The sequence below is a fragment of the Pseudidiomarina gelatinasegens genome, from assembly GCF_004025325.1.
GTDB lineage: Bacteria > Pseudomonadota > Gammaproteobacteria > Enterobacterales > Alteromonadaceae > Pseudidiomarina > Pseudidiomarina gelatinasegens.
Window position 1 is genome coordinate 37,491 of sequence record NZ_RSFE01000009.1, and the last position, 19,384, is coordinate 56,874.

The window sequence follows — 19,384 nt, forward strand, 5'->3', positions numbered from 1 at the left end:
TACTTAACCCATCCGGTAGTTTGGTGCTTCTTTGGTAATTTGCACATCGTGAACGTGTGATTCACCCATGCCCGCTGCAGTAACTTTCACAAACTGTGGCTTGGTGCGCATTTCTTTCATATTCGCAGAACCTGTTAAGCCCATTGCCGAACGCAAACCACCCATCTGCTGGTGAATAATGGTGGCAATTGGCCCTTTGTAGGCAACGCGACCTTCAATGCCTTCAGGCACTAGTTTTTCAGCTTCGTTGCTGGCTTGGAAATAACGGTCTGATGAGCCATGGCGTTGATTCATTGCGCCAATGCTGCCCATACCGCGATACGATTTGTAGTAGCGGCCTTGGTAGAGTTCTACTTCGCCTGGTGATTCTTCGGTACCAGCAAGCATGCTGCCAACCATTACGCAGTCAGCGCCAGCGGCTATCGCCTTGGCGATGTCGCCTGAAAAACGAATACCGCCGTCAGCGATTACCGGAATATTGGTGCCCTTCAATGCGTCAACCGCATCACTAATCGCTGTGATTTGTGGCACGCCACAACCGGTAACAATACGCGTGGTACAAATTGAACCTGGGCCAATACCAACTTTAACGGCATCAACACCGGCATCGGCCAGTGCTTTTGCGCCAGCGCCTGTCGCAACGTTGCCGGCAATAATCTGTAAATCAGGGTAGGTTTTACGCGCCCACACAACACGGTCAATAACGCCTTGTGAATGACCATGCGAGGTATCAATTAACAACACATCAACGCCAGCTTCAACTAGCGCTTCAATACGCTCGTCAGTGCCTGGGCCTACACCTACAGCGGCGCCCACGCGCAAGCGACCTAGCTCGTCTTTACAGGCGTTGGGTTTATTTTCTGCTTTAGTGAAGTCTTTTAGGGTGATCATGCCGCGCAAGTGGAACGCTTCATCGACAACGAGAATTTTTTCAATGCGATGTTGATGCATCAGATTCAGAATTTCTTCGCTATCGGCATTTTCTTTTACCGTGATGAGCTTATCTTTTTGCGTCATGATTGAGCTTACCAGACGATTATCGTCACGCTCTGCACGGGTATCGCGACCGGTAATAATGCCAACCAGTTCGCCTGACTTTTCAACCACTGGGAAACCGTGGAAACCATGCTCAACCGCTAGCGCGCGAATTTCTCCAAGCGATGTATCTGGGCTAACTGTGATAGGATCAGAAACCACGCCGCTTTCGTACTTCTTCACTTTGCGTACGTGCGCAGCTTGCTCTGCAATTGTCATATTCTTATGCACGAAGCCTAAGCCGCCTTCTTGCGCTAAAGCGATAGCAAGCGCTGCCTCGGTAACGGTGTCCATTGCGGCGGAAACCATCGGAATATTGAGTTCAATTGAGCGCGTTAACCGCGTGCGTAGGTCGGCTGTATGGGGTAATACAGTTGAATGTCCAGGGACGAGCAAAACGTCGTCAAAGGTAAGGGCTTCTTGAGCAATTCGTAGCATGGCAACATCTCACTGGCTGACTTAATGTTGCGAGCAGATTTTACTCGCAAACCGCTTTTCAGTAAACTGATTTTTTCAATTCTTACCGAGGTTTTCACATGCAGCAACCGCACATATTTACTGTTCATAGCTTAAATACCGAGGTGCGGCAGGTGCTTGAGCAAGGCTTCGGTTCAATTTGGCTGGTTGGCGAAATCTCAAACTTCGCCGCACCAGGCTCCGGTCATTGGTATTTTACCCTAAAAGACGAGCGCGCGCAGATTCGTGCAGCGATGTTCAGAAATACTAATCAACGCGTCAAATTTCGCCCGCAACATGGCATGCAGGTACTGGTTCGCGCCAAATTAACGGTGTATGAGCCGCGGGGCGATTACCAACTTATCATTGAGCATATGGAAGATGCCGGTGCTGGCTTGTTGCAGCAAAAGTACGAACAACTTAAAGCGAAACTGCAGGCCGAAGGTTTGTTCGATGCCGAGCAAAAACAAGCGCTGCCCGAATCAATCAAGAAAGTTGGCGTCATTACGTCGCCTACGGGTGCGGCGGTGCGCGATATTTTAGCGGTGTTGAATCGCCGTGACCCAAGTATTGAGGTCATTATTTACCCGAGCTCAGTGCAAGGCCAAGCGGCCACTGGTGAACTATTAAATATGCTGCAGCGTGCGATATCGCGTAATGAAGTTGATGTATTGATTATGGCGCGCGGTGGCGGCTCACTGGAAGATCTCTGGTGTTTTAACGACGAGCAGTTGGCGTATGCACTGCACAGCTGCCCTATTCCAACCATTTCTGCGGTGGGTCATGAAGTTGATTTTACCATTTGTGACTTCGTTGCTGATGTGCGCGCCCCAACCCCGTCAGCCGCTGCAGAGTTAGTCAGCCGTGATCAGCGCGAAAACTTGCAACGGGTAACTCACTTAAGCCACCGTATTGAGCAGGCGTGGCAGCGCCAACTCCGGCAATGGCAGCAACAAGCAAATTACTTGGTGCAGCGCCTGCAACAACGCGATCCGCAGCGACAACTGCAGCAAAACAATCAACGCCTTGATGAGTTGTCTTTGCGTGCGGGCAGCGCAGTACAACGTCTCGTGTCACAGCAACAACGTAATCAACTGCAGATTCAGAACCGCCTGCAAACCGTGCATCCAGAGCGACGCATTGCCCCATTGAAACAACAGCAACAGCAACTTCAGCAGAGATTACAGTTGGCGATGCAGCAACTTGTTAAACAACAGCGCCAGCACTATCAAGGGATTACCCAAGCATTGCATATGGTTAGCCCCTTGCAAACCATTGATCGTGGTTACGCCGTGGTGCGAAAAGCGGATGGCAGCGTGGTGCGTAGCCCAGAACAGTTAGCAGCAGGTGAAGCCTTTCAGGTGAAAGTTGCGCAGGGTGATTTTACCGCCACGAAAACTGGCAACGAAAGCACTTAAATAGTTACTAGAAACTGAATTAGCGCATACCAAAGTGGCAAGGTGACAAAACATAAAATTACGCCGTAACCCACAATAGCGGCGGATAATGTCGGCGCCAGCCCCGCCATAATTGCTAACGCGCCAGCCGAAATCATGGCTGGCATTGCTGCTTCCATAATTGTCACCTGCACGGCCAGCTGTTCCAACCCAAAACCGTAGAGCACAGCCAATGCAACCAATGGCGTGGCAACTAACTTTAGCCCTAGAGCCCAATATAGCGGTGCACGATCTTCTTGCGGCAGACGGAATTTCAGCTGAAAGCCCACCGCGACCATGATGACGGGTACCAACGTGATTGCCAGCGAATCAATAAACTGACTTAAAACTTCAGGGTAATTAAAGCCACGCGCCGCAAAAGCGATAACCAATGCCACAAAAGGCGGGAACTTGGCTATGCGCCAGGCAATAGCACCGGCACTTGGGCGTTGTGCACTGGTGCCCGGTTCATGGCTGTAAATAGCGGCAACGATGGTTGCGTAAATCGATAAGATGAAGAACGAGCCCAGTTGGTCGTAAAGCAACGCATAAGGGATGCCTTCAGTACCGAAAAAGGCCTCAATCATCGGGAAACCGACAAACGATGTGTTGCCAAGCGGCACCACAATCAACATTGCACCGGTGGTTAAGCGTGACCAATTCAGCCACTTTGCCAGAGCCAGTATGACCGGAACCGTCAATAACAGCAGCAACCAAGGCATTAACGCCGGATACAACAGCTCTTTGCCAAATGTCAGGCTGGGTATTTTTTGCAGCACCACGGCCGGCAGTGCAACGTAGATCACGTAGGCATTAAGAATTTGCCCCGTGTTTTGTGGAAATTGCCGACTACGTTGCAGCAATAAGCCGATAACAACGTAGCCAGCAATAAAGATGAAGTTTGCCATCAATCGCGTTCGTTAAGAAAGATGGCAATAGTGTACCTTGCTTAAAACTTATGTTCGATACCAATCGCAAGATAACTCTGATTCACGTCGATGCTTTCTAGATCACGACCCGTATACCAGCTATAAACTTTGGTGTTTTTACCCAGTTTATAGTCGACGCCTGCAGCCAATGATGTTTGTTCGCCATCAACACTGAAATCCATCATTTGATACTGCGCTTTGAAGGTAAAGTTTTGATACGGATATTTAATACTCGCAACATAACCATCGGCTTCAGCAGTACCGTCTACTTGTTCCTGTTGTTGCCACATTAAGCCGACAACTGCTTCAGAAACCTTGGTGTAACCGACTAAACGCTCAATATCGTAACCGTCAACTTCACGGTCAATAGCGGCACCAACGTAAAAGCGTGTGTCGTCAAGACCTTCATCGCCGTAACTCACGCCAGTAGAGATGCCATCATCAACCAATGGATCATCGCTAGCAATATAGCTTACTGCGAAACGCACATGGTTAAACGCTGGTGAATAGTAGCTTACGCTGCTGCTTAAGCGGTTTTCACCTTCAAAAATGGCTTTAATGTCGCCTTCATAGTCGCTGAATAAGTCAATATCGCCTTGAATTGTTTTCAACACGGTATCGCGGCGGCCAATGGTGACTTCACCAAAATTGCCCTTCAAACCTATATATTGATTGCGCGATTTTAAATTGTCTGACCCGCCCAAATCGGCTACATCCACTTGCCATTCAAGCTTATAAATAACTTCAAGATCATCATTTAACTGCGTGCCACCTTGAATTCCGAAACGTGAAGCGTTCGATACCATATCGGTTTGCGAACCGTTTCCGTCATCAAGATCGTTACTTTGCAAAGAAACATTTATTTTACCGTAAATGTCCCAAGCTAATGGCTTCTCTTCGGCGAACGCAGGTTGAGTAAGTACTGCTACTGCCGCCGCAACTGCTGAGGTAAGGAATAATTTGTTTTTCATAACATAGCAGCCCAATTTTCGGAGAACACAAGTGGATATATACCACACCCTCGTAATATTGGCGGTATGTTATGTCAGAAATATTACAGTTTCATGACTATGTGTCAGTTTTTTGGCATTTATATGTCGTTTACATGTCGTTTACATTTCACTTCTATGATTTTTTTATGTCAGCCTTCAGCTCATTTAAGCTATCTTGTTGTTTCTGCTCGGCTTGCGCGTAACGTTCCCATTGCGCTGCAGATTGGCGCGAATCATCAAATTTTTTCGCTTCTGCAAAGGCTTTCAGAGCCGCATTGAAATTTTCCAAATTCAGTTCAGCCATACCTATGACTAAATGCATTGAACCCGGTTGCTCCAAGTTACCTTTACGCAGAGCTTGTTCAGCTGCAGCAATTGCTTCTTGGTTGCGCTCAGCATTGAGCATCAATGTTGCACGCTGCGCATCGAGCTGACCGTTGTCACTCAACTCGGCCGCCGCTTGCAATGCTGCGTTCGCTTTGTCGGTTTCACGCGCAGCAACCCACGCCTGAGCAAGTAACTTTAAGTTGCGCAAGCTGCGTTCAATTGCACCTGTTTCTAAACCTTGTTCAAGAACTTGCCCTGCTTTAAAAGGCACATCACTAAAAAAGTAGGTTTGGGCTAAGTTCAGCAGGTCTTGCCCTTTGGTTAAAAAGCCCTGTTGAAATGCAGTTTCTAACATCGCTAACTGTTTTTCTTCCTGACCTAACTGACCATACACACCCGCTAACTGCACCCAGTATTCAGGCTTATTGTAATACCGCACCATTTTTTCGAGCACTTTGGCGACATTGTCAGTTTGTTCCAGTTCAAAAAATACAGCGCGTTGCAGCACCAACCAGTTTTCTTCTGGCACTTGCTGTTTCGCTTCAACAGCATTAATTGCAGTTGAGATTGGTTTCAAGGCTTGCTGATAATCGCCTTTCTGATACAAGGCTTGCGCCTTCAGCACATAAGCTTTTTGCTTTTGATCTGCACCAACCAACTGTTCCCATTGGTCTAAATACGCCAACGTTTTGGCATAATCGCCTTGGCCCAAAGCAAGTTGCGCAAGGCTAAATAAGGTGTTTTGTTCCAGCGATTCAGGAATCGCTTCTTCTTTGGTCACTTTATCGAAGTAGCTAATTGCTTTGGCGATGTCATCCTGACCGTAATACATGTAACCGTAGAAATTCCAGAGCATGGCGCGTTCGTAGCTGTTCATGCTACTGAGCTTACTTTCAACATTGTTTAACGCCTGCAAGCCGGCTTGCACATCGCCTTCATCAGCTAACTGCTGCGCGCGGGCTAGCTGGCTATACACTTGCTCGCGTAAGGCCGGTGTTTTTTTGCGTTCTTGCGCAATGGCACTGGCGTTAGCAAGCACCGACAATATAACGATAACCCATAGTAAATAACGCATGACCTATCTCCTCTAACCATCTATCGCGAATGTGAGGCGATTCTGAACACCCTGCACTTCAACAGGTTCGCCGTTAACCACGCGGGGTTTATATTTAAATTTCAAAACCGCATCCATCGCTGCCTGATCAAAAATGCTTTCAGGTTGCGCCTCAACCACATAAGGGTCGCGCACCGTGCCTTGCTTGGTCACTGTAAATTCCACCACCACATACCCTTCAATGCCGCGCTGAAGTGCGCGCCGCGGGTACACGGCCTGAACTTTTACAATCGGCAGATACTCGCCATCACTGGTATCGAGCCCAACACCGCCTGACAAGCTTGTATCCGCTTGAACATCGGTGGAGAAATCTAAGCCAGCGCCATCACTTTCCGCCACATCATTTTGCATTTGCGGTTGCGGCATATCCGGTGGCGGTTGCTCCGGCTCAGGCGGGCGCTGCGGCTTGCGTTCTTTTTCCTGTACCACTTCTTCAGGCTTCACACGGACAAAGTCCAGCACACTGCCTTTGGGTGGTTCCGACATTGCACCTTCGCCACCGGCTATTAATGACTGCATTAAATAAAACAGCCCGGCGGTAACAGCGAAAGCAACAACTAAAGCAGCTAAAAAACGTTTCATAACTAGTCTTCTTGGGTTGCAATCGAGACATCAAATACACCCGCAGCACGGGCAGCGTCCATCACCTTGATCAGGGTTTCAGTGGTGGCTTTTTTATCAGCCTGAATAACCACTGAACCTTGCGGATTTTCCGCGTACAGGCGCTCAATGTTGGCTTGCACGGCGCGTGCATCCACTTGACGTTTGTTAATCCAAATTTCACCACTGTCGCTAATCGCAACAAGAATATTGGCGCGATCCTTTTGCACCGCAGTAGCAGCTTCTGGACGGTTCACGTCAATGCCTGACTCTTTGACAAAAGACGCGGTAACAATAAAGAAGATCAACATGATGAACACCACATCGAGCATCGGCGTCATATCAATTTGCGCTTCTTCTTCATCAATCAAATTTGCAAAATGCTGTTTCATTGCGCGCTACCTCTATGAGTGTTCAGTCGTCTGTTGATTTGAATGGTCTAGCAGCAAGCGGTCTTCAAGTTTGAGCCGCTCGCGCTTTGCCGTACGTTGTAGCCAAGTGGTGGCAAATACGCCTGACAGCGCACCAACCATTCCTGCCATGGTTGGAATGGTGGCTTTGGAAACGCCGGCTGCCATCGAACGTGCATTGCCCGTTCCAGCCACGGCCATGACATCAAAAACTTCAATCATGCCGGTTACGGTGCCCATTAAGCCGAGCAATGGGCACAATGCGACCATTGCCTGCAAAATAGGTAAGTTGCCACCTAAAGCTAACGAGACCCGTGAAATCATGGCCTCGCGAATTTGTTCAGCCTGCCACGATGACTTATCCGCACGGTTTTTCCATGACTGCATCGCTGCTTTTGTGGTTTCTCTATGGCCACGTAAGTAATAGAAAATACGCTCGAGAATCATTAACCACATGACAAAAATGAGTACACCGATAACCAGCAGCACGTTGCCGCCGGTTTCGATGAAGTCTTGAATTGCGTTGGTGAACTCAAGCAGAAACATGATTAATGACTCCGCTCAGAGCGCTCCGCAATAATGCCAGACGCTTGTTCTTGCAGTATGTGCACGATGTTACGGCTGCGCGTGTTCAAGGTGGCGAATAACAACGTCATTGGAATGGCAACGACCAGACCCAATACGGTTGTTACGAGCGCTTGTGAAATACCACCAGCCATCAATTTCGGGTCGCCGGTGCCAAACAAGGTAATTGCTTGGAAGGTATTAATCATACCGGTTACGGTACCGAGTAAGCCCATTAGCGGCGCGACCACTGAAATAATCTTAATAAAGGTTAAGTTGCGCGTAATTTTCGGAATTTCACGCAAAATCGCCTCGCTGAGTTTCAACTCCAGCGTTTCCGTATCAACATCAGGGTATTTACTTTGTACCGCCATAACACGACCGAGCGGGTTATCATTGGCTGGCTCTACTTTCTTCATCTGGCGTTTCACTTTGCCGCCCATCAGAATCAGGGTGACAAAACGCTCTAATGCAATCAGTAAGCCGATAGCGCCCAAGGCCAGAATGATGTAACCAACCGTGCCACCTTGGTCGATGCGTTCGCCAAGATCTGGTGCTTGCACCAAAAGGCCAAGAATTGAGCCGCCCGTTGGGTCCATCGCAAACTTAACCGGATTGTTGTCTGCCGACTCAAGGGCACCAATGGTGTCAAGGTAGCGGCCCGATGGCTGACGAATTAACTCCGCCACGGTATCGGTGCCTGGTACAAGCTCTAAATAACGGCCATCCGCGACCATATTAAAGGTGCCCACACGGGTTACCGGTTTCTGCACCTTTTCACCGTTAGCAAGTGTCACTTGCGTGTCGAACTGGCTGACTTTGCCAGACTCGGTCATTTCTTGCAGAAGTGCTAACCACACTGATTCAATTTCTTCTATCGATGCTAACTTCGAGCTGCTGCCCATTTTCTGGGCCAAATCGCTCAACTGCTCACTGCGACCAGGAAATTCAACTGACACAAACGAAGATTGCAGCTTACTGCTGGTGTCGCCCGCAACTTGTTGCAATACACCGAATAGCTCACGTAGTGAACCCATGCGTTGGGTTAATGTGTCGGTAAGCCCGGCAAGTTCGATCTCGTTCTTTTCAAAATTGGTTTCTAGCGTTTCGCTGAGTTGTTCCAAACGATCACGTTCAGCAATGGCTTCACGCAAGATGCGCGCCTGCTCATTGGCTTCTGCGCGAAAGCGTGCTTCACGCTGTTGGTTCTCTTCAGACTGTGCAAACTGACCTTGTTGCAACTGTTGTAACAACTGGTCCAAATTTATTGGGTCTTGCGGCGCGGCAGCGGTGCTTGCTGAAAGTACCATTGCGGCTGCTGCTAAAGTGGTGGTGAACAATTGTTTTAGCATGGTTATTCTCCAGCGCCGGTGGTGTTAGTAAAAACGGGAAGCATCAGAAGGTCAGGTGCAAGCTGTTTACGCGCAACGCGCAGTGCTTCTTGCACATTGCTGGCATAGCTGGAATCTAAAGGCTGCCAATCGCCTTGTTGTTGATTCCAAACACCCATTTGATTGCCGTCGCGGGTTTTATAAACAAGTACCGTGCGGCCCATGCGCAAGAACTCGACATCTTGTTGCTGACCGTCAACAGTCATTTCACCGTTATAGGCTTCGATATTACGGCCGTAATCAGCTTCAATTTGAAAGGCTTCCATAACGCGGCGAAATTTCTCTGAAACATCAACATCGGCGCGGTCCATCAAGTCACGTAGGCCAGCGACGCGCTCAGCGCGTTCTTCTGGCAAGAATGGCACGTCAAGCTCAACAAACTTCGCCAGACTATCAATCATGCGCAACATTAATGGGGTAATTTGACGCTCAACCACGCTCACTTCATCAATCGATGTATTGAGTTCGTTTTTTTCGGTGGCTTGGGCGTTAAGTTGTTTTTGCAGTTGCTGGGTATAAACTTCCAGCCCCTGAATTTGACGTGTTATTTGCTTATATTGCTGGATTCTCTCTTGGGTAGAGTCTGCAATTTTTTCAACAGTAAGTTGTGACGATTTCGCCGCTGCATTAATTTTGTTGGCCGCATCAACAACCGGCTCAAGCGAATGTTCTTGAGCGGCAAGCGGTGCGCTTAGCAACGCCAGTGCCGCGACCGAGGAAATAAAGGAATGCTTCATAACAATACCCTGCGCATCTAATGAGTGATGATGCGCACGATACTGCAGTTATGTGACAGCTTGGTGACTCTATTGTGTCAGTTATGTGTCAATATGACGGTTTTGTTTGATTTGTGTGACCATCTCGCGCATATCCACCCCGCTAGGGTGCTGGAACACACGCAAGCCAAACTCGGGCAGGATTGAAATCAAGTGATCGAAAATATCCGACTGGATGCCCTCGTACGCCACCCATTCAGTGGTGGCGGTAAAACAATATATCTCAAGTGGCAAACCATCGGCGGTTGGATTCAAATGACGCACCATTAAGGTCATTTTCTGATGCACCCGTGGATGATTTTTTAGGTACTGCAGCACATACGCGCGGAAGGTTCCCAAATTGCTTATACGACGCGTATTAACCGGCTCTTTGCCTTCATCTTTCAGCTGTTGGTTCCAGTCATCAATTTCTTGTTGCTTGGTACTCAAATAATCTCTCAACAAACGAAAACGGTGCAGCTTGTCGCGCTCATCTTCTGACAAAAAATGTACGCTGTTTTGATCAAGCATCAAGTTGCGCTTAATGCGCCGACCGCCCGACTCTTGCATGCCCCGCCAGTTTTTAAACGGGTCAGAGATAAAACGCTTGGTTGGTATGGTTGATATGGTTTTGTCCCAGTTCTGCACTTTTACGGTATGCAGTGCAATATCAATCACATCACCATCAACACTTAAATTAGGCATTTCTACCCAGTCGCCCACACGAATAATGTCATTCGAGGTAATTTGAACACTGGCAACCAATGATAATAGCGTATCTTGAAACACCAACATCAGTACCGCGGCCATCGCACCGAGGCCAGATAAAAGTATGATGGGTGAGCGGTCAATCAATGCTGCAACAATAAGGATGGTGACAACGGCGTAGATACCAATTTTGACCACCTGAATATACCCTTTGATGGGTTTTTCATGTGCGTCGGGCTGCCGTTCATAAACTGTATTCACCACGGTAAGTATGCCGCTAAGCGCGCGCCCTATGGTGAGCACCACAAAGGCATTGCACACATTGGTGACAACTATCGCAACTTCCTCTTGCAACCCCGGTACCGCGCTAATCCCGTAGGAAATAACCAGAGCAGGAACGACATTGGCCAATCGCGCAATGATATTGCGCTCAAATAACTGACGATCTTTTCCGGCTGGCGTGTACGAAAGTGCGGTCATGGCACCGCGCATCAGCACTTTTTTGACAATGAAATTTGCGAGCCAGGCACCAGCCAGTAACAGGACGAGTTTGACGATAGTGTCCGTATCAGGGTGCTCTGAAAGCCATTGTTGCCACTGCTGAAATTGCTCTTGCATGCGGTTTTATCTCTGTGCGACACCGTATTGGCGAAGGGTTTTAAACTTCCCCTAACATAGCTGAAGCGGGTCGTTTTCGCAATGCTTGATATATTGCGAATCTAGCTAAATTCCAGTACCTTGTGTGAAAGTTTTATAGGACCTCACATGGCAACGTCGAGTATTTCAAAATCCCTTTTGACGAATGTACTCTCAGTGTACTTTGTACTGACACTGATCGTTACGTCCGTGCAGGTTGTGGGTGAATACTACGACACCAAAAACATGTTGGTGCAGGAATTAAACAACCAACAAAGCACGTTCAGCCACTCGCTTGCCCGCTCGTTGTGGGAATATAACACGCCGCAAATTGATGCAATCGCCGACGGGCTTATCAATATTCCCGCCATTGCTGGCTTGGTTATTCGCGATGATACCGGTCGGATTGTTAGTCAACTTGGCCGCACCCCGCCGCTTCGCGCATTCCCAATTATCTCGGCTGACAGTTATGAATTGCCGGAACGCGAGGGTGTGTTCGGTTACTACGCAAAGTTAGTTTTTGAGTTCTCAGGCGACTCCACCCAAGTTGGCGATGTAACGCTCTACACCACCCGAGACATTGCCATTGAGCGGATTAAAGTAAGCTTATACTTCATCATTGGCTCCGCCATTATCAAAAGTACATTTCTCATCATGCTCTTTAGTTTTGCCTTTCATCGCATGCTGAACCGCCCGATGCGCGACATGATTGGGCAGATTAAAAACTTCCGTCTCGATGACCTTGACCACTCTAAGTTGCATTTACGCAACTTACGCAACACTGAATTCTTGCTGCTTGAACAAGCTTATAACCAGCTGGTCGATAGCCTGAAAGATTACCAAGACGACCTTGACCGCACGCAAAAACAACTGCTGCATGCCAATCGCAAACTGGATGAACAAAACGGCATTCTGGAGCAAGAAGTTGCCCGTAAAACCAGTAACTTGAGTCGGGTTCTGGTTGATCTTGAGCGCCAGAAGAACGACCTTGAATTGCGTCAGGAATCATTGGAAAACGAAATTCGCCAACGCCGCGTTATTGAAACCGATTTGCGTGAAATTAATAGTCGTTTGCAAGAATCATTAAGTGCGCTTGAACGCGCCCAAGATCAATTGATTGAATCTGAGAAAATGGCTTCGCTGGGCGGTCTTGTGGCGGGTATTACGCACGATGTAAATACACCGATAGGCATTTCAGTAACAGCCGCAACCTACATTCGCGATCAGCTCGCCGAGGCAGAGCGCGCGCTTGGTAATAAAGAGCTGACCCAGGCCCAGCTGAAAAAAGTGTTTGCCCTGAGTAAAGAGTCGCTCGACTTGCTTGAAAGTAATTTAGCACGCGCATCCGATTTAATTAGTAGCTTCAAGCAAGTCGCTGTTGATCAGACCTCGGAAGCCATACGCGACATTAATATGAAGCAATATGTGCAAGGCGTTATCCAAACCCTTAACCCACGCTTTAAGCCGTTTAAGCCAAATATTCACGTTGACTGTGCCGATGACATTAACGTGCGTTGCCCAGCTGGGGCATTTGCCCAGATTTTCACAAATTTAATCATAAACTCATTGATTCATGGCTTCGAAAATAAGCAAGATGGCGAAATAGATATCGCCATTAAGCGAATCGATGACAAGCTTGAAATTACGTATAACGACAACGGAAAGGGTCTAGAGCAGCAGCAGCTTGATCAGCTGTTTGACCCTTTCTTCACCACCAAAGTGCAACAAGGTGGCAGTGGCTTGGGTACGCATATTATTCGCAACCTAGTTACCCAAACACTAAATGGCACGATTGAAGCACAGAGCAAGCCCGGACACGGCTTAACCTATCGAATGACACTGTCAGTTACGTTTATCTAATTTTAAACAAGGTAATGAACGTAACGGATACATGTCGCATTGATTGATTCAAGGAACAAACATGTGGTTTAAGAACTTGCGTATTTACACGCTCGCAGAAGACTTTGCATTACCAGAAAATATTGAACAGCGCCTCGAAGAGCATGCATTTCGTCCGTGCGGACGCCAAGAACTCGCAACTTTCGGCTGGAGCTCACCTTTTGGTCAAAATAGCGAGGTGCTTTCACACCAGCTTGGCAGCAGTTATTTATTTTGCGCCCGCAAAGAAGAAAAAGTATTGCCTGCTGCGGTGGTGACTGCAGAACTTGATGAGGCCGTTGCTCAAATCGAAAGTGAGCAAGGTCGTAAAGTACCGAGCAAAGAAAAGCAAAACATGAAAGAAGACATTATTCATCGTTTGCTGCCACAAGCCTTTACGCGCTTTCGTTTAACCTGGGGCATGCTTGACACTGAGTTAGGTATTGTTGTGGTTGATGCGTCAGCAGCTAACCGCGCTGAAGATTTTCTGGGCTTATTACGCGGCAGCTTCGGCTCGTTACCGGTGAAACCCCTGTTTAGCGAAAACCCAAGTGAGCTTTACTTCACTCAGTGGCTGAAAGACGGCAAAGCACCAGGTTCATTTGATTTTGGTGACGAAGTTGAATTGCATGACGCTGCCGATGAAGGCGGCATTGTTCGTGTGCGTAAACATGCATTGACAGGTACCGAGATAGATACCCACCTTGAACATGGTAAACAAGCTATAAAAATAGGACTAAACTGGAACGATCGAATGACGTTTGTGCTTGAACATGATCTTGCAATAAAACGCTTCAAGCCAACCGACATGCTCATCGACGAGCAGGACAAGCTCGTTGATGCGACACCGGAACAAAAAATTGATGCTGACTTTGCGCTCTTGGCCGGAGAAATTCGCGCGTTGTATCCAGACTTAGTTAGCTTATTTAAGGAATAACAATGAACAACACATTACGCATCACCATGACAGCACTGGCCATCAGCTTCGCTTTGGTCGGTTGCAGCAAAGAACCAGCGCCGGTCGAACCGGCTAACACAGAGGTTGCCGAAACAACGTTAGTTGCCGGTGCTGAGTCGCGCTTAGGCATTTACTATCCCGTTGATTTAAAAGCTGACTTAAGTCACTTGTCTGATCGCCAACGGCATGTTGTGGAGCTACTCATTGAAGCTTCCGAAATCATGGATAACTTATTTTGGCATCAGGCCTACGGCGCAAGTAAAGATAGCTTGTTGAGCCGCATCAATGATGAGCAAGTGCGCCGATTTGCAGATATAAACTACGGCCCTTGGGACCGCTTAGATAACAATAAACCGTTTTTAACGGGGTTTGGTGATAAGCCTGCAGGCGCAAATTTTTATCCTGCTGATATGACCAAAGCTGAGTTTGAACAAGCACAGTTTCCAGGGAAAATAGATTTATACACGTTGGTTCGTCGCAACGACCAAGGTGAACTCTATGCGATTCCCTATAACGAAGCCTACCGCAGTGAATTAGAGCGCGCGGCCGCATTGTTACGCGAAGCTGCCGAATTCGCCGAAGATGAAGGCTTCAAAAATTATCTAACCATGCGCGCGGATGCCTTTTTAAGTAATAACTACCAGCCGTCTGACTTTGCATGGATGGACATGACCGAGAACGCCATTGATGTGGTCATTGGCCCTATAGAAAGCTACGAAGACCAACTCTATGGCTATCGTGCAGGGTTTGAGTCTTACGTGTTGATCAAAGACTTGGCCTGGAGTGAAAAACTCGCCGTTTACGCACAGTATTTACCTGAGCTGCAACGTAACTTACCGGTACCGGCCGAGTACAAAGCGGAAGTGCCTGGTTCGGGTGCTCAGTTGAATGCCTACGACGTGGTCTACTATGCTGGCCACTCCAACGCAGGCAGTAAAACCATCGCGATTAACTTGCCGAATGATGAGCAAGTTCAACTGCAAAAAGGCACGCGCCGTTTACAACTCAAAAACGCGATGCAGGCAAAGTTTGATGCCATCTTGGTGCCTATCGCAAACGAGCTGATTGTGCCGGACCAGCGCCAGCATATTACCTTTGACGCATTCTTTGCCAATACCATGTTTCATGAAGTTGCACATGGTTTAGGCATTAAAAACCTTATTGGCCAAGAAGGAACCGTGCGTGAAGCCTTAAAAGAGCATGCCTCGGCGCTAGAAGAAGGCAAAGCTGACATTTTGGGCTTGTACATGGTCACCCAATTGCTTGAAGCTGGGGTGATTGAAGAAGGCACACTGGAAGATTACTACACCACGTTCTTAGCGGGCATTTTCCGCTCAGTGCGTTTCGGAGCTTCCAGCGCACACGGCAAAGCCAACATGATTCGCTTCAACTACTTTGAGCAAGCGGGTGCCTTTTCACGCAATGAACAAGGCCAGTATTCAGTAAACATGGATGCCATGCGCGAAGCGATGAATAGCCTGTCAGAGAAAATTCTGACCCTGCAGGGCGACGGTGACTACGCGGGTGTTGGTGAGTTATTTGATACCATGGGGAATATTGGGCCGCAGTTACAAGCTGATCTTGATCGCCTGTCAGCTGCCGACATTCCAGTTGATATAACCTTCCGTCAAGGCAAAGACGTGTTGGGTTTATAATCATTTAAAGGGAGCCAAGGTTTTTGGCTCCCTTTCTCTCACCTTTCAATTTCGCCAATCACGCTCGGTCGAATTTATTAACAAACCAGTAGAGCGCTGCACTCGGTATTCCAGCAACAAGCGTTAAAATGAACCAAAAGAATCCATTCAATAAATAAATATTCTTACCGGCTCGTCGGGTTGAAAGCGCATCTGAATACACGGCAACGGCTAATACGACATGAATTATAGCCGTAAGAAGTAAATAAAAAATGCCGATACCCGAAGTAAAAGAATGTTCGAAAATCATACACATCTCCTTTTGTGATTCGCCACAACTATACCAATAAATATCTCTGCAGACTTAATGTTTTCAAGCATCGCACATTGGTCATCTTTAAGGTAAAATTGCTGGCATTGAAAGCCCATCGGCTTCTCCGTGGCTTCTCCGTAACTACAGGAATAACGCATGACACCCGATTGGGATGAACTCGAACTGGACGATGAACTCATCGACGTTCTACGAGCAGCTGACATTAACAAGCCCGCTAAAGTACAGCAAGCCGTAATTCCAGCGGCCCTTGAAGGGCACGACCTATTGGTTAATTCGCCGACGGGTACGGGTAAAACACTCGCCTTTCTGCTACCAGCTATTCAGCATTTGCTGGATTTCCCACGTCGGCACCCAGGGTCTGCACGCATCTTGATTTTAGCGCCAACGCGCGAATTAGCGCAGCAAATAGCAGAACAAGCCGATGCGTTTGGTGAAACAACCAACCTGAAAACGGTATTAATTACCGGCGGCGTCAATTACGGCTCACAGCATCAAGCTTTGCAAGCCAACCATGACATTGTGGTGGCGACGCCTGGCCGCTTGCTGGACCTGATTGGTGCTGACCAATATGAACTTGAAAGCGTTGAGTGGTTGGTGATTGACGAAGCCGATCGTATGCTTGACATGGGCTTCACCAGTGCCGTGAAACAGCTCGTTAACGAAGCACGCAATCTTAAGCAAACTCTGCTGTTTTCTGCCACGTTAGACAGCACTGGGGTGCAACGTTTTTCTGCGGAGATTCAAAAAGAGCCGCAGCAAATTACCATCGACCCGCCGAAGCGCGAGCGCGGTAAAATAGTCCAACGCTGGTATCAGGCAGATACCGCGGCGCACAAATTCAAGCTTCTTGAGCGAATTCTGGGCGAATACAAAGGGCGCCGTATTATCTTTGTTCGTACCCGCGAGCGTGTTGAAGAGCTGGCCGGGAAACTGCAGTCTGCCGGCGTTAAAACGCTGACCTTACGTGGCGATATGCCGCAGTCAGATCGCCAACGCATTATCGCGCGCATGGAAAAGTTCGAAGACAGTACGTTGATTGCAACTGATGTTGCTGCGCGCGGTATTGATATTGACGATATTGAAGTGGTTATTAACTTTGATTTGCCGAAGCAGGCAGACGTTTACCTGCATCGCATTGGCCGCACAGCCCGCGCCGGTAAGTCGGGTGTAGCCGTTGCCTTGGTAGAAGCACATGATGCCGAACTACTTGGGCGGATTGAGCGCTACCAAAAGGTCAAAATGGAACGTCGTGTAATAGATGACTTACGCCCGCAGTATAAATTCCCTACGCCAGGCAAGTCGAAAAAGAAAAAAGCAAAGAAAAAGAAAGCTAAGTAGGCAACTACTTAGCTTTTTTCTTATGGTGAAAGCGCCAATAGGCGAACGCGTAATAGGTTGCGGCGCCAGCCGCATCAGCAAGCAAATCACCTAAGCTGGCCTGCCGATAGGGCAATAAGTCTTGCGCCCACTCAATTGCCAAACCATAAGACGTCAAAATAGCCAACGCTGCCCATATCGGGATTGGAAAGGCCCGATGAAATGTAAGGGCCAAAACAAAAAAAGCACCGAAATGAACAACTTTATCTGCATGCTCAAACCGCGGTACTTGATTGCCAGAAATTTGCACGAGAAAAGCAACCGACAACCCTATCAGTACAATTAAAAATATAATTCGAGCAACATTTCTTGGCGTCATTTAGTATCCTTTTACGACTTGTTTGCCTTGCTTTCAGGCTGGAACACTGCAACGTTTTTGTACCCCTGCTCTTGCAAATACAGGGCCTGTAATTTACTCATTACCCCTTTGTCACAATACAACAAATAGGTTTTACTCGGATCAAGTTCAGCAAACGCCGCTGCCAATTTAAAAAACGGAATATGGCGTACCTGAATATCCGCGCCTGGCGCAATAAAAGCTCTTCGCTCAACTTCATCGCTACTGCGAATATCGATAATTTCGCTGGTTGAACCGTCGACCGTGCTGACCGAGTCAACTTTTTGAATTTGTTCTTCCGTCGCACTGCCAATTTGGCTGACTTCTTCAACGCGCGACTGCCGCACAACCTGTTCCAGCAGGCTCGCATCCAATGCAGCCTCAGCTTCAATCAACGCATCACGTTGTGCTTTCACTGTCGGCTTATTAGAAATCACACCACAGTATTCTGGCATACTTCGCGCAAAATCGGCGGTACCAATTTGTTGCGCAATGTTAATGATTTCTTGTTTATCCATAGTAATCAACGGGCGCAGCACCAGTTTATTGGTGGCTTCGTCAATTACACTAAGGTTACTAAGCGTCTGGCTCGACACTTGACCAAGTGCTTCCCCGGTTACGATTGCTGCGGTGTGCAGTTTATCAGCAACCATTTCTGCCGCCCGCAACATTTGGCGTTTTAATACCACGCCCATTAAGCCGTTATCTATTTTGGTAAGAATCTCTTCCACCACAGGTGCGAAGTCGATACTAATAAATTTAAGCGGATGTGAACTGGCATATTGCTGCCACAGGTAATAAGCAGTTTGCCTGACACCCGTTTCGTGTTGTGCCCCGCCTAAGTTAAAAAAGCAAAAATGCACACGCGCACCGCGGCGAATCAGCTGAAAACTCGCAACACTTGAGTCAAAGCCGCCCGAAAGCAGACTTAACACGGTTTCTTGGGTAGGCAGCGGGAAGCCACCTAAGCCCTGTTGCTTGTCACCGAATACACGAACCACGTCATTATCGATTTCAACACGTACCTCAACGTCTGGCCGGCCTAAGTTCACGCGGCTATTGTGGCAATGCTGTAAAATGGCGCCACCTAAGTAACGCTCTAAATCTATTGAGCGAAAAGGATGTGTCCCTTTTCGTTTTACGCGAACAGCGAAACTCTTGTTCGGCAAAGAGGACTGCCAACACTGCAATACTTCCGCCATAATCGGCTCAAAGTCGGTTGGGTCACCGCTCGCATTTCCGTAAGGCAAAGGCAGCTCATGTGAACGGCTAAACCACGAGATACCCGGAATGCGTTGTAAGAGTTCGCTGATTTGTTCGGCGCCTTGCTGCTGATCGTTCGCAACAACCACTTCGATTCTATCCCAACACCAGATAACCTTGGCGTCTACTTCGTTACGTCGCAAGATACTTTTCAGATTATTTACCAGTACCTTACCGTAGCGTTTACGAACGCCTTTACTTTTAATGGTGATTTCTGCGTGCAATCGAACTATAAATTTCATGATATTAT

18 protein-coding genes are annotated in these 19,384 nt (G+C 48.0%); 5 read left to right on the top strand and 13 right to left on the bottom strand.

Going from position 1 to position 19,384, the window contains the following annotated elements; all coding sequences use genetic code 11:
* Nucleotides 1–3 precede the first annotated feature (3 nt).
* Complete coding sequence (gene guaB, locus EGC76_RS10495) at nucleotides 4–1,473, bottom strand: IMP dehydrogenase (RefSeq protein WP_128352959.1); 1,470 nt, start codon at nucleotides 1,471–1,473, stop codon at nucleotides 4–6.
* Nucleotides 1,474–1,571: 98 nt separating this feature from the next.
* Between guaB and xseA the strand changes: the two genes are divergently transcribed.
* Nucleotides 1,572–2,909 carry an exodeoxyribonuclease VII large subunit gene (xseA, locus tag EGC76_RS10500; RefSeq protein ID WP_128352960.1) on the top strand — a complete coding sequence of 446 codons (1,338 nt, stop codon included), beginning with the start codon at nucleotides 1,572–1,574 and terminating at the stop codon, nucleotides 2,907–2,909.
* Here the strand turns inward: xseA and EGC76_RS10505 are convergent.
* The 9 genes from EGC76_RS10505 to EGC76_RS10545 all read right to left on the bottom strand — a co-directional run bounded on the left by EGC76_RS10505 (nucleotide 2,906) and on the right by EGC76_RS10545 (nucleotide 11,335).
* Entirely contained in the window at nucleotides 2,906–3,835 is a 930-nt protein-coding gene (locus EGC76_RS10505) for an AEC family transporter (RefSeq protein WP_128352961.1), read from the bottom strand. The two genes, xseA and EGC76_RS10505, sit on opposite strands and share 4 nt — an antisense overlap.
* A 41-nt stretch (nucleotides 3,836–3,876) precedes the next feature.
* Nucleotides 3,877–4,827, bottom strand: coding sequence for a porin (locus EGC76_RS10510; protein ID WP_128352962.1), 951 nt, complete (start codon nucleotides 4,825–4,827; stop codon nucleotides 3,877–3,879).
* Nucleotides 4,828–4,981: 154 nt separating this feature from the next.
* The gene (locus tag EGC76_RS10515; RefSeq protein ID WP_128352963.1) at nucleotides 4,982–6,250 is read right to left on the bottom strand and encodes a tetratricopeptide repeat protein; all 1,269 of its coding nucleotides are present in this window, start codon (nucleotides 6,248–6,250) and stop codon (nucleotides 4,982–4,984) included.
* 12 nt (nucleotides 6,251–6,262) lie between these two features.
* Entirely contained in the window at nucleotides 6,263–6,871 is a 609-nt protein-coding gene (locus tag EGC76_RS10520) for an energy transducer TonB (RefSeq protein ID WP_128352964.1), read from the bottom strand.
* Nucleotides 6,872–6,873: 2 nt separating this feature from the next.
* A complete protein-coding gene (locus tag EGC76_RS10525; protein WP_128352965.1) occupies nucleotides 6,874–7,281 on the bottom strand; it encodes an ExbD/TolR family protein in 408 nt (135 codons plus the stop codon).
* A 12-nt stretch (nucleotides 7,282–7,293) separates the two neighbouring features.
* Entirely contained in the window at nucleotides 7,294–7,839 is a 546-nt protein-coding gene (locus EGC76_RS10530) for a MotA/TolQ/ExbB proton channel family protein (RefSeq protein WP_425466322.1), read from the bottom strand.
* Between the two features lie 8 nt (nucleotides 7,840–7,847).
* Nucleotides 7,848–9,215, bottom strand: coding sequence for a MotA/TolQ/ExbB proton channel family protein (locus EGC76_RS10535; RefSeq protein WP_181950961.1), 1,368 nt, complete (start codon nucleotides 9,213–9,215; stop codon nucleotides 7,848–7,850).
* A 2-nt stretch (nucleotides 9,216–9,217) separates the two neighbouring features.
* Nucleotides 9,218–9,991, bottom strand: coding sequence for a DUF3450 domain-containing protein (locus EGC76_RS10540; RefSeq protein WP_128352968.1), 774 nt, complete (start codon nucleotides 9,989–9,991; stop codon nucleotides 9,218–9,220).
* Between the two features lie 81 nt (nucleotides 9,992–10,072).
* Nucleotides 10,073–11,335, bottom strand: coding sequence for a mechanosensitive ion channel family protein (locus EGC76_RS10545; RefSeq protein ID WP_128352969.1), 1,263 nt, complete (start codon nucleotides 11,333–11,335; stop codon nucleotides 10,073–10,075).
* 147 nt (nucleotides 11,336–11,482) lie between these two features.
* Here EGC76_RS10545 and EGC76_RS10550 point away from each other — a divergent pair, with 147 nt between their 5' ends.
* The 3 genes from EGC76_RS10550 (at nucleotide 11,483) to EGC76_RS10560 (ending at nucleotide 15,844) form a co-directional block, all read left to right on the top strand.
* A complete protein-coding gene (locus tag EGC76_RS10550) occupies nucleotides 11,483–13,213 on the top strand; it encodes an ATP-binding protein (RefSeq protein ID WP_128352970.1) in 1,731 nt (576 codons plus the stop codon).
* A 61-nt stretch (nucleotides 13,214–13,274) separates the two neighbouring features.
* Complete coding sequence (rdgC, locus tag EGC76_RS10555) at nucleotides 13,275–14,168, top strand: recombination-associated protein RdgC (protein ID WP_128352971.1); 894 nt, start codon at nucleotides 13,275–13,277, stop codon at nucleotides 14,166–14,168.
* Between the two features lie 2 nt (nucleotides 14,169–14,170).
* Nucleotides 14,171–15,844: a dipeptidyl-peptidase 3 family protein gene (locus EGC76_RS10560; protein ID WP_128352972.1), complete on the top strand. Its 1,674-nt coding sequence runs from the start codon at nucleotides 14,171–14,173 to the stop codon at nucleotides 15,842–15,844.
* A 58-nt stretch (nucleotides 15,845–15,902) separates the two neighbouring features.
* On the opposite strand, the gene EGC76_RS10565 is transcribed toward EGC76_RS10560, so the two are convergent.
* Complete coding sequence (locus EGC76_RS10565; protein WP_128352973.1) at nucleotides 15,903–16,133, bottom strand: hypothetical protein; 231 nt, start codon at nucleotides 16,131–16,133, stop codon at nucleotides 15,903–15,905.
* A gap of 159 nt (nucleotides 16,134–16,292) precedes the next feature.
* Between EGC76_RS10565 and srmB the strand changes: the two genes are divergently transcribed.
* Nucleotides 16,293–17,495 carry an ATP-dependent RNA helicase SrmB gene (srmB, locus tag EGC76_RS10570; RefSeq protein WP_128352974.1) on the top strand — a complete coding sequence of 401 codons (1,203 nt, stop codon included), beginning with the start codon at nucleotides 16,293–16,295 and terminating at the stop codon, nucleotides 17,493–17,495.
* Between the two features lie 4 nt (nucleotides 17,496–17,499).
* Here the strand turns inward: srmB and EGC76_RS10575 are convergent, their stop codons facing one another.
* The gene (locus EGC76_RS10575; protein ID WP_128352975.1) at nucleotides 17,500–17,853 is read right to left on the bottom strand and encodes a VanZ family protein; all 354 of its coding nucleotides are present in this window, start codon (nucleotides 17,851–17,853) and stop codon (nucleotides 17,500–17,502) included.
* Between the two features lie 11 nt (nucleotides 17,854–17,864).
* Nucleotides 17,865–19,376, bottom strand: coding sequence for a tRNA uracil 4-sulfurtransferase ThiI (gene thiI / locus EGC76_RS10580; protein ID WP_128352976.1), 1,512 nt, complete (start codon nucleotides 19,374–19,376; stop codon nucleotides 17,865–17,867).
* Nucleotides 19,377–19,384: the final 8 nt, after the last annotated feature.

What these genes read in the sequence shown, in the direction of transcription:
- guaB (WP_128352959.1), bottom strand. Translation starts at nt 1,473, where the DNA reads ATGCTACGAATTGCTCAAGAAGCCCTTACCTTTGACGACGTTTTGCTC.
- xseA (WP_128352960.1), top strand. Translation starts at nt 1,572, where the DNA reads ATGCAGCAACCGCACATATTTACTGTTCATAGCTTAAATACCGAGGTG.
- EGC76_RS10505 (WP_128352961.1), bottom strand. Translation starts at nt 3,835, where the DNA reads ATGGCAAACTTCATCTTTATTGCTGGCTACGTTGTTATCGGCTTATTG.
- EGC76_RS10510 (WP_128352962.1), bottom strand. Translation starts at nt 4,827, where the DNA reads ATGAAAAACAAATTATTCCTTACCTCAGCAGTTGCGGCGGCAGTAGCA.
- EGC76_RS10515 (WP_128352963.1), bottom strand. Translation starts at nt 6,250, where the DNA reads ATGCGTTATTTACTATGGGTTATCGTTATATTGTCGGTGCTTGCTAAC.
- EGC76_RS10520 (WP_128352964.1), bottom strand. Translation starts at nt 6,871, where the DNA reads ATGAAACGTTTTTTAGCTGCTTTAGTTGTTGCTTTCGCTGTTACCGCC.
- EGC76_RS10525 (WP_128352965.1), bottom strand. Translation starts at nt 7,281, where the DNA reads ATGAAACAGCATTTTGCAAATTTGATTGATGAAGAAGAAGCGCAAATT.
- EGC76_RS10535 (WP_181950961.1), bottom strand. Translation starts at nt 9,215, where the DNA reads ATGCTAAAACAATTGTTCACCACCACTTTAGCAGCAGCCGCAATGGTA.
- EGC76_RS10540 (WP_128352968.1), bottom strand. Translation starts at nt 9,991, where the DNA reads ATGAAGCATTCCTTTATTTCCTCGGTCGCGGCACTGGCGTTGCTAAGC.
- EGC76_RS10545 (WP_128352969.1), bottom strand. Translation starts at nt 11,335, where the DNA reads ATGCAAGAGCAATTTCAGCAGTGGCAACAATGGCTTTCAGAGCACCCT.
- EGC76_RS10550 (WP_128352970.1), top strand. Translation starts at nt 11,483, where the DNA reads ATGGCAACGTCGAGTATTTCAAAATCCCTTTTGACGAATGTACTCTCA.
- rdgC (WP_128352971.1), top strand. Translation starts at nt 13,275, where the DNA reads ATGTGGTTTAAGAACTTGCGTATTTACACGCTCGCAGAAGACTTTGCA.
- EGC76_RS10560 (WP_128352972.1), top strand. Translation starts at nt 14,171, where the DNA reads ATGAACAACACATTACGCATCACCATGACAGCACTGGCCATCAGCTTC.
- EGC76_RS10565 (WP_128352973.1), bottom strand. Translation starts at nt 16,133, where the DNA reads ATGATTTTCGAACATTCTTTTACTTCGGGTATCGGCATTTTTTATTTA.
- srmB (WP_128352974.1), top strand. Translation starts at nt 16,293, where the DNA reads ATGACACCCGATTGGGATGAACTCGAACTGGACGATGAACTCATCGAC.
- EGC76_RS10575 (WP_128352975.1), bottom strand. Translation starts at nt 17,853, where the DNA reads ATGACGCCAAGAAATGTTGCTCGAATTATATTTTTAATTGTACTGATA.
- thiI (WP_128352976.1), bottom strand. Translation starts at nt 19,376, where the DNA reads ATGAAATTTATAGTTCGATTGCACGCAGAAATCACCATTAAAAGTAAA.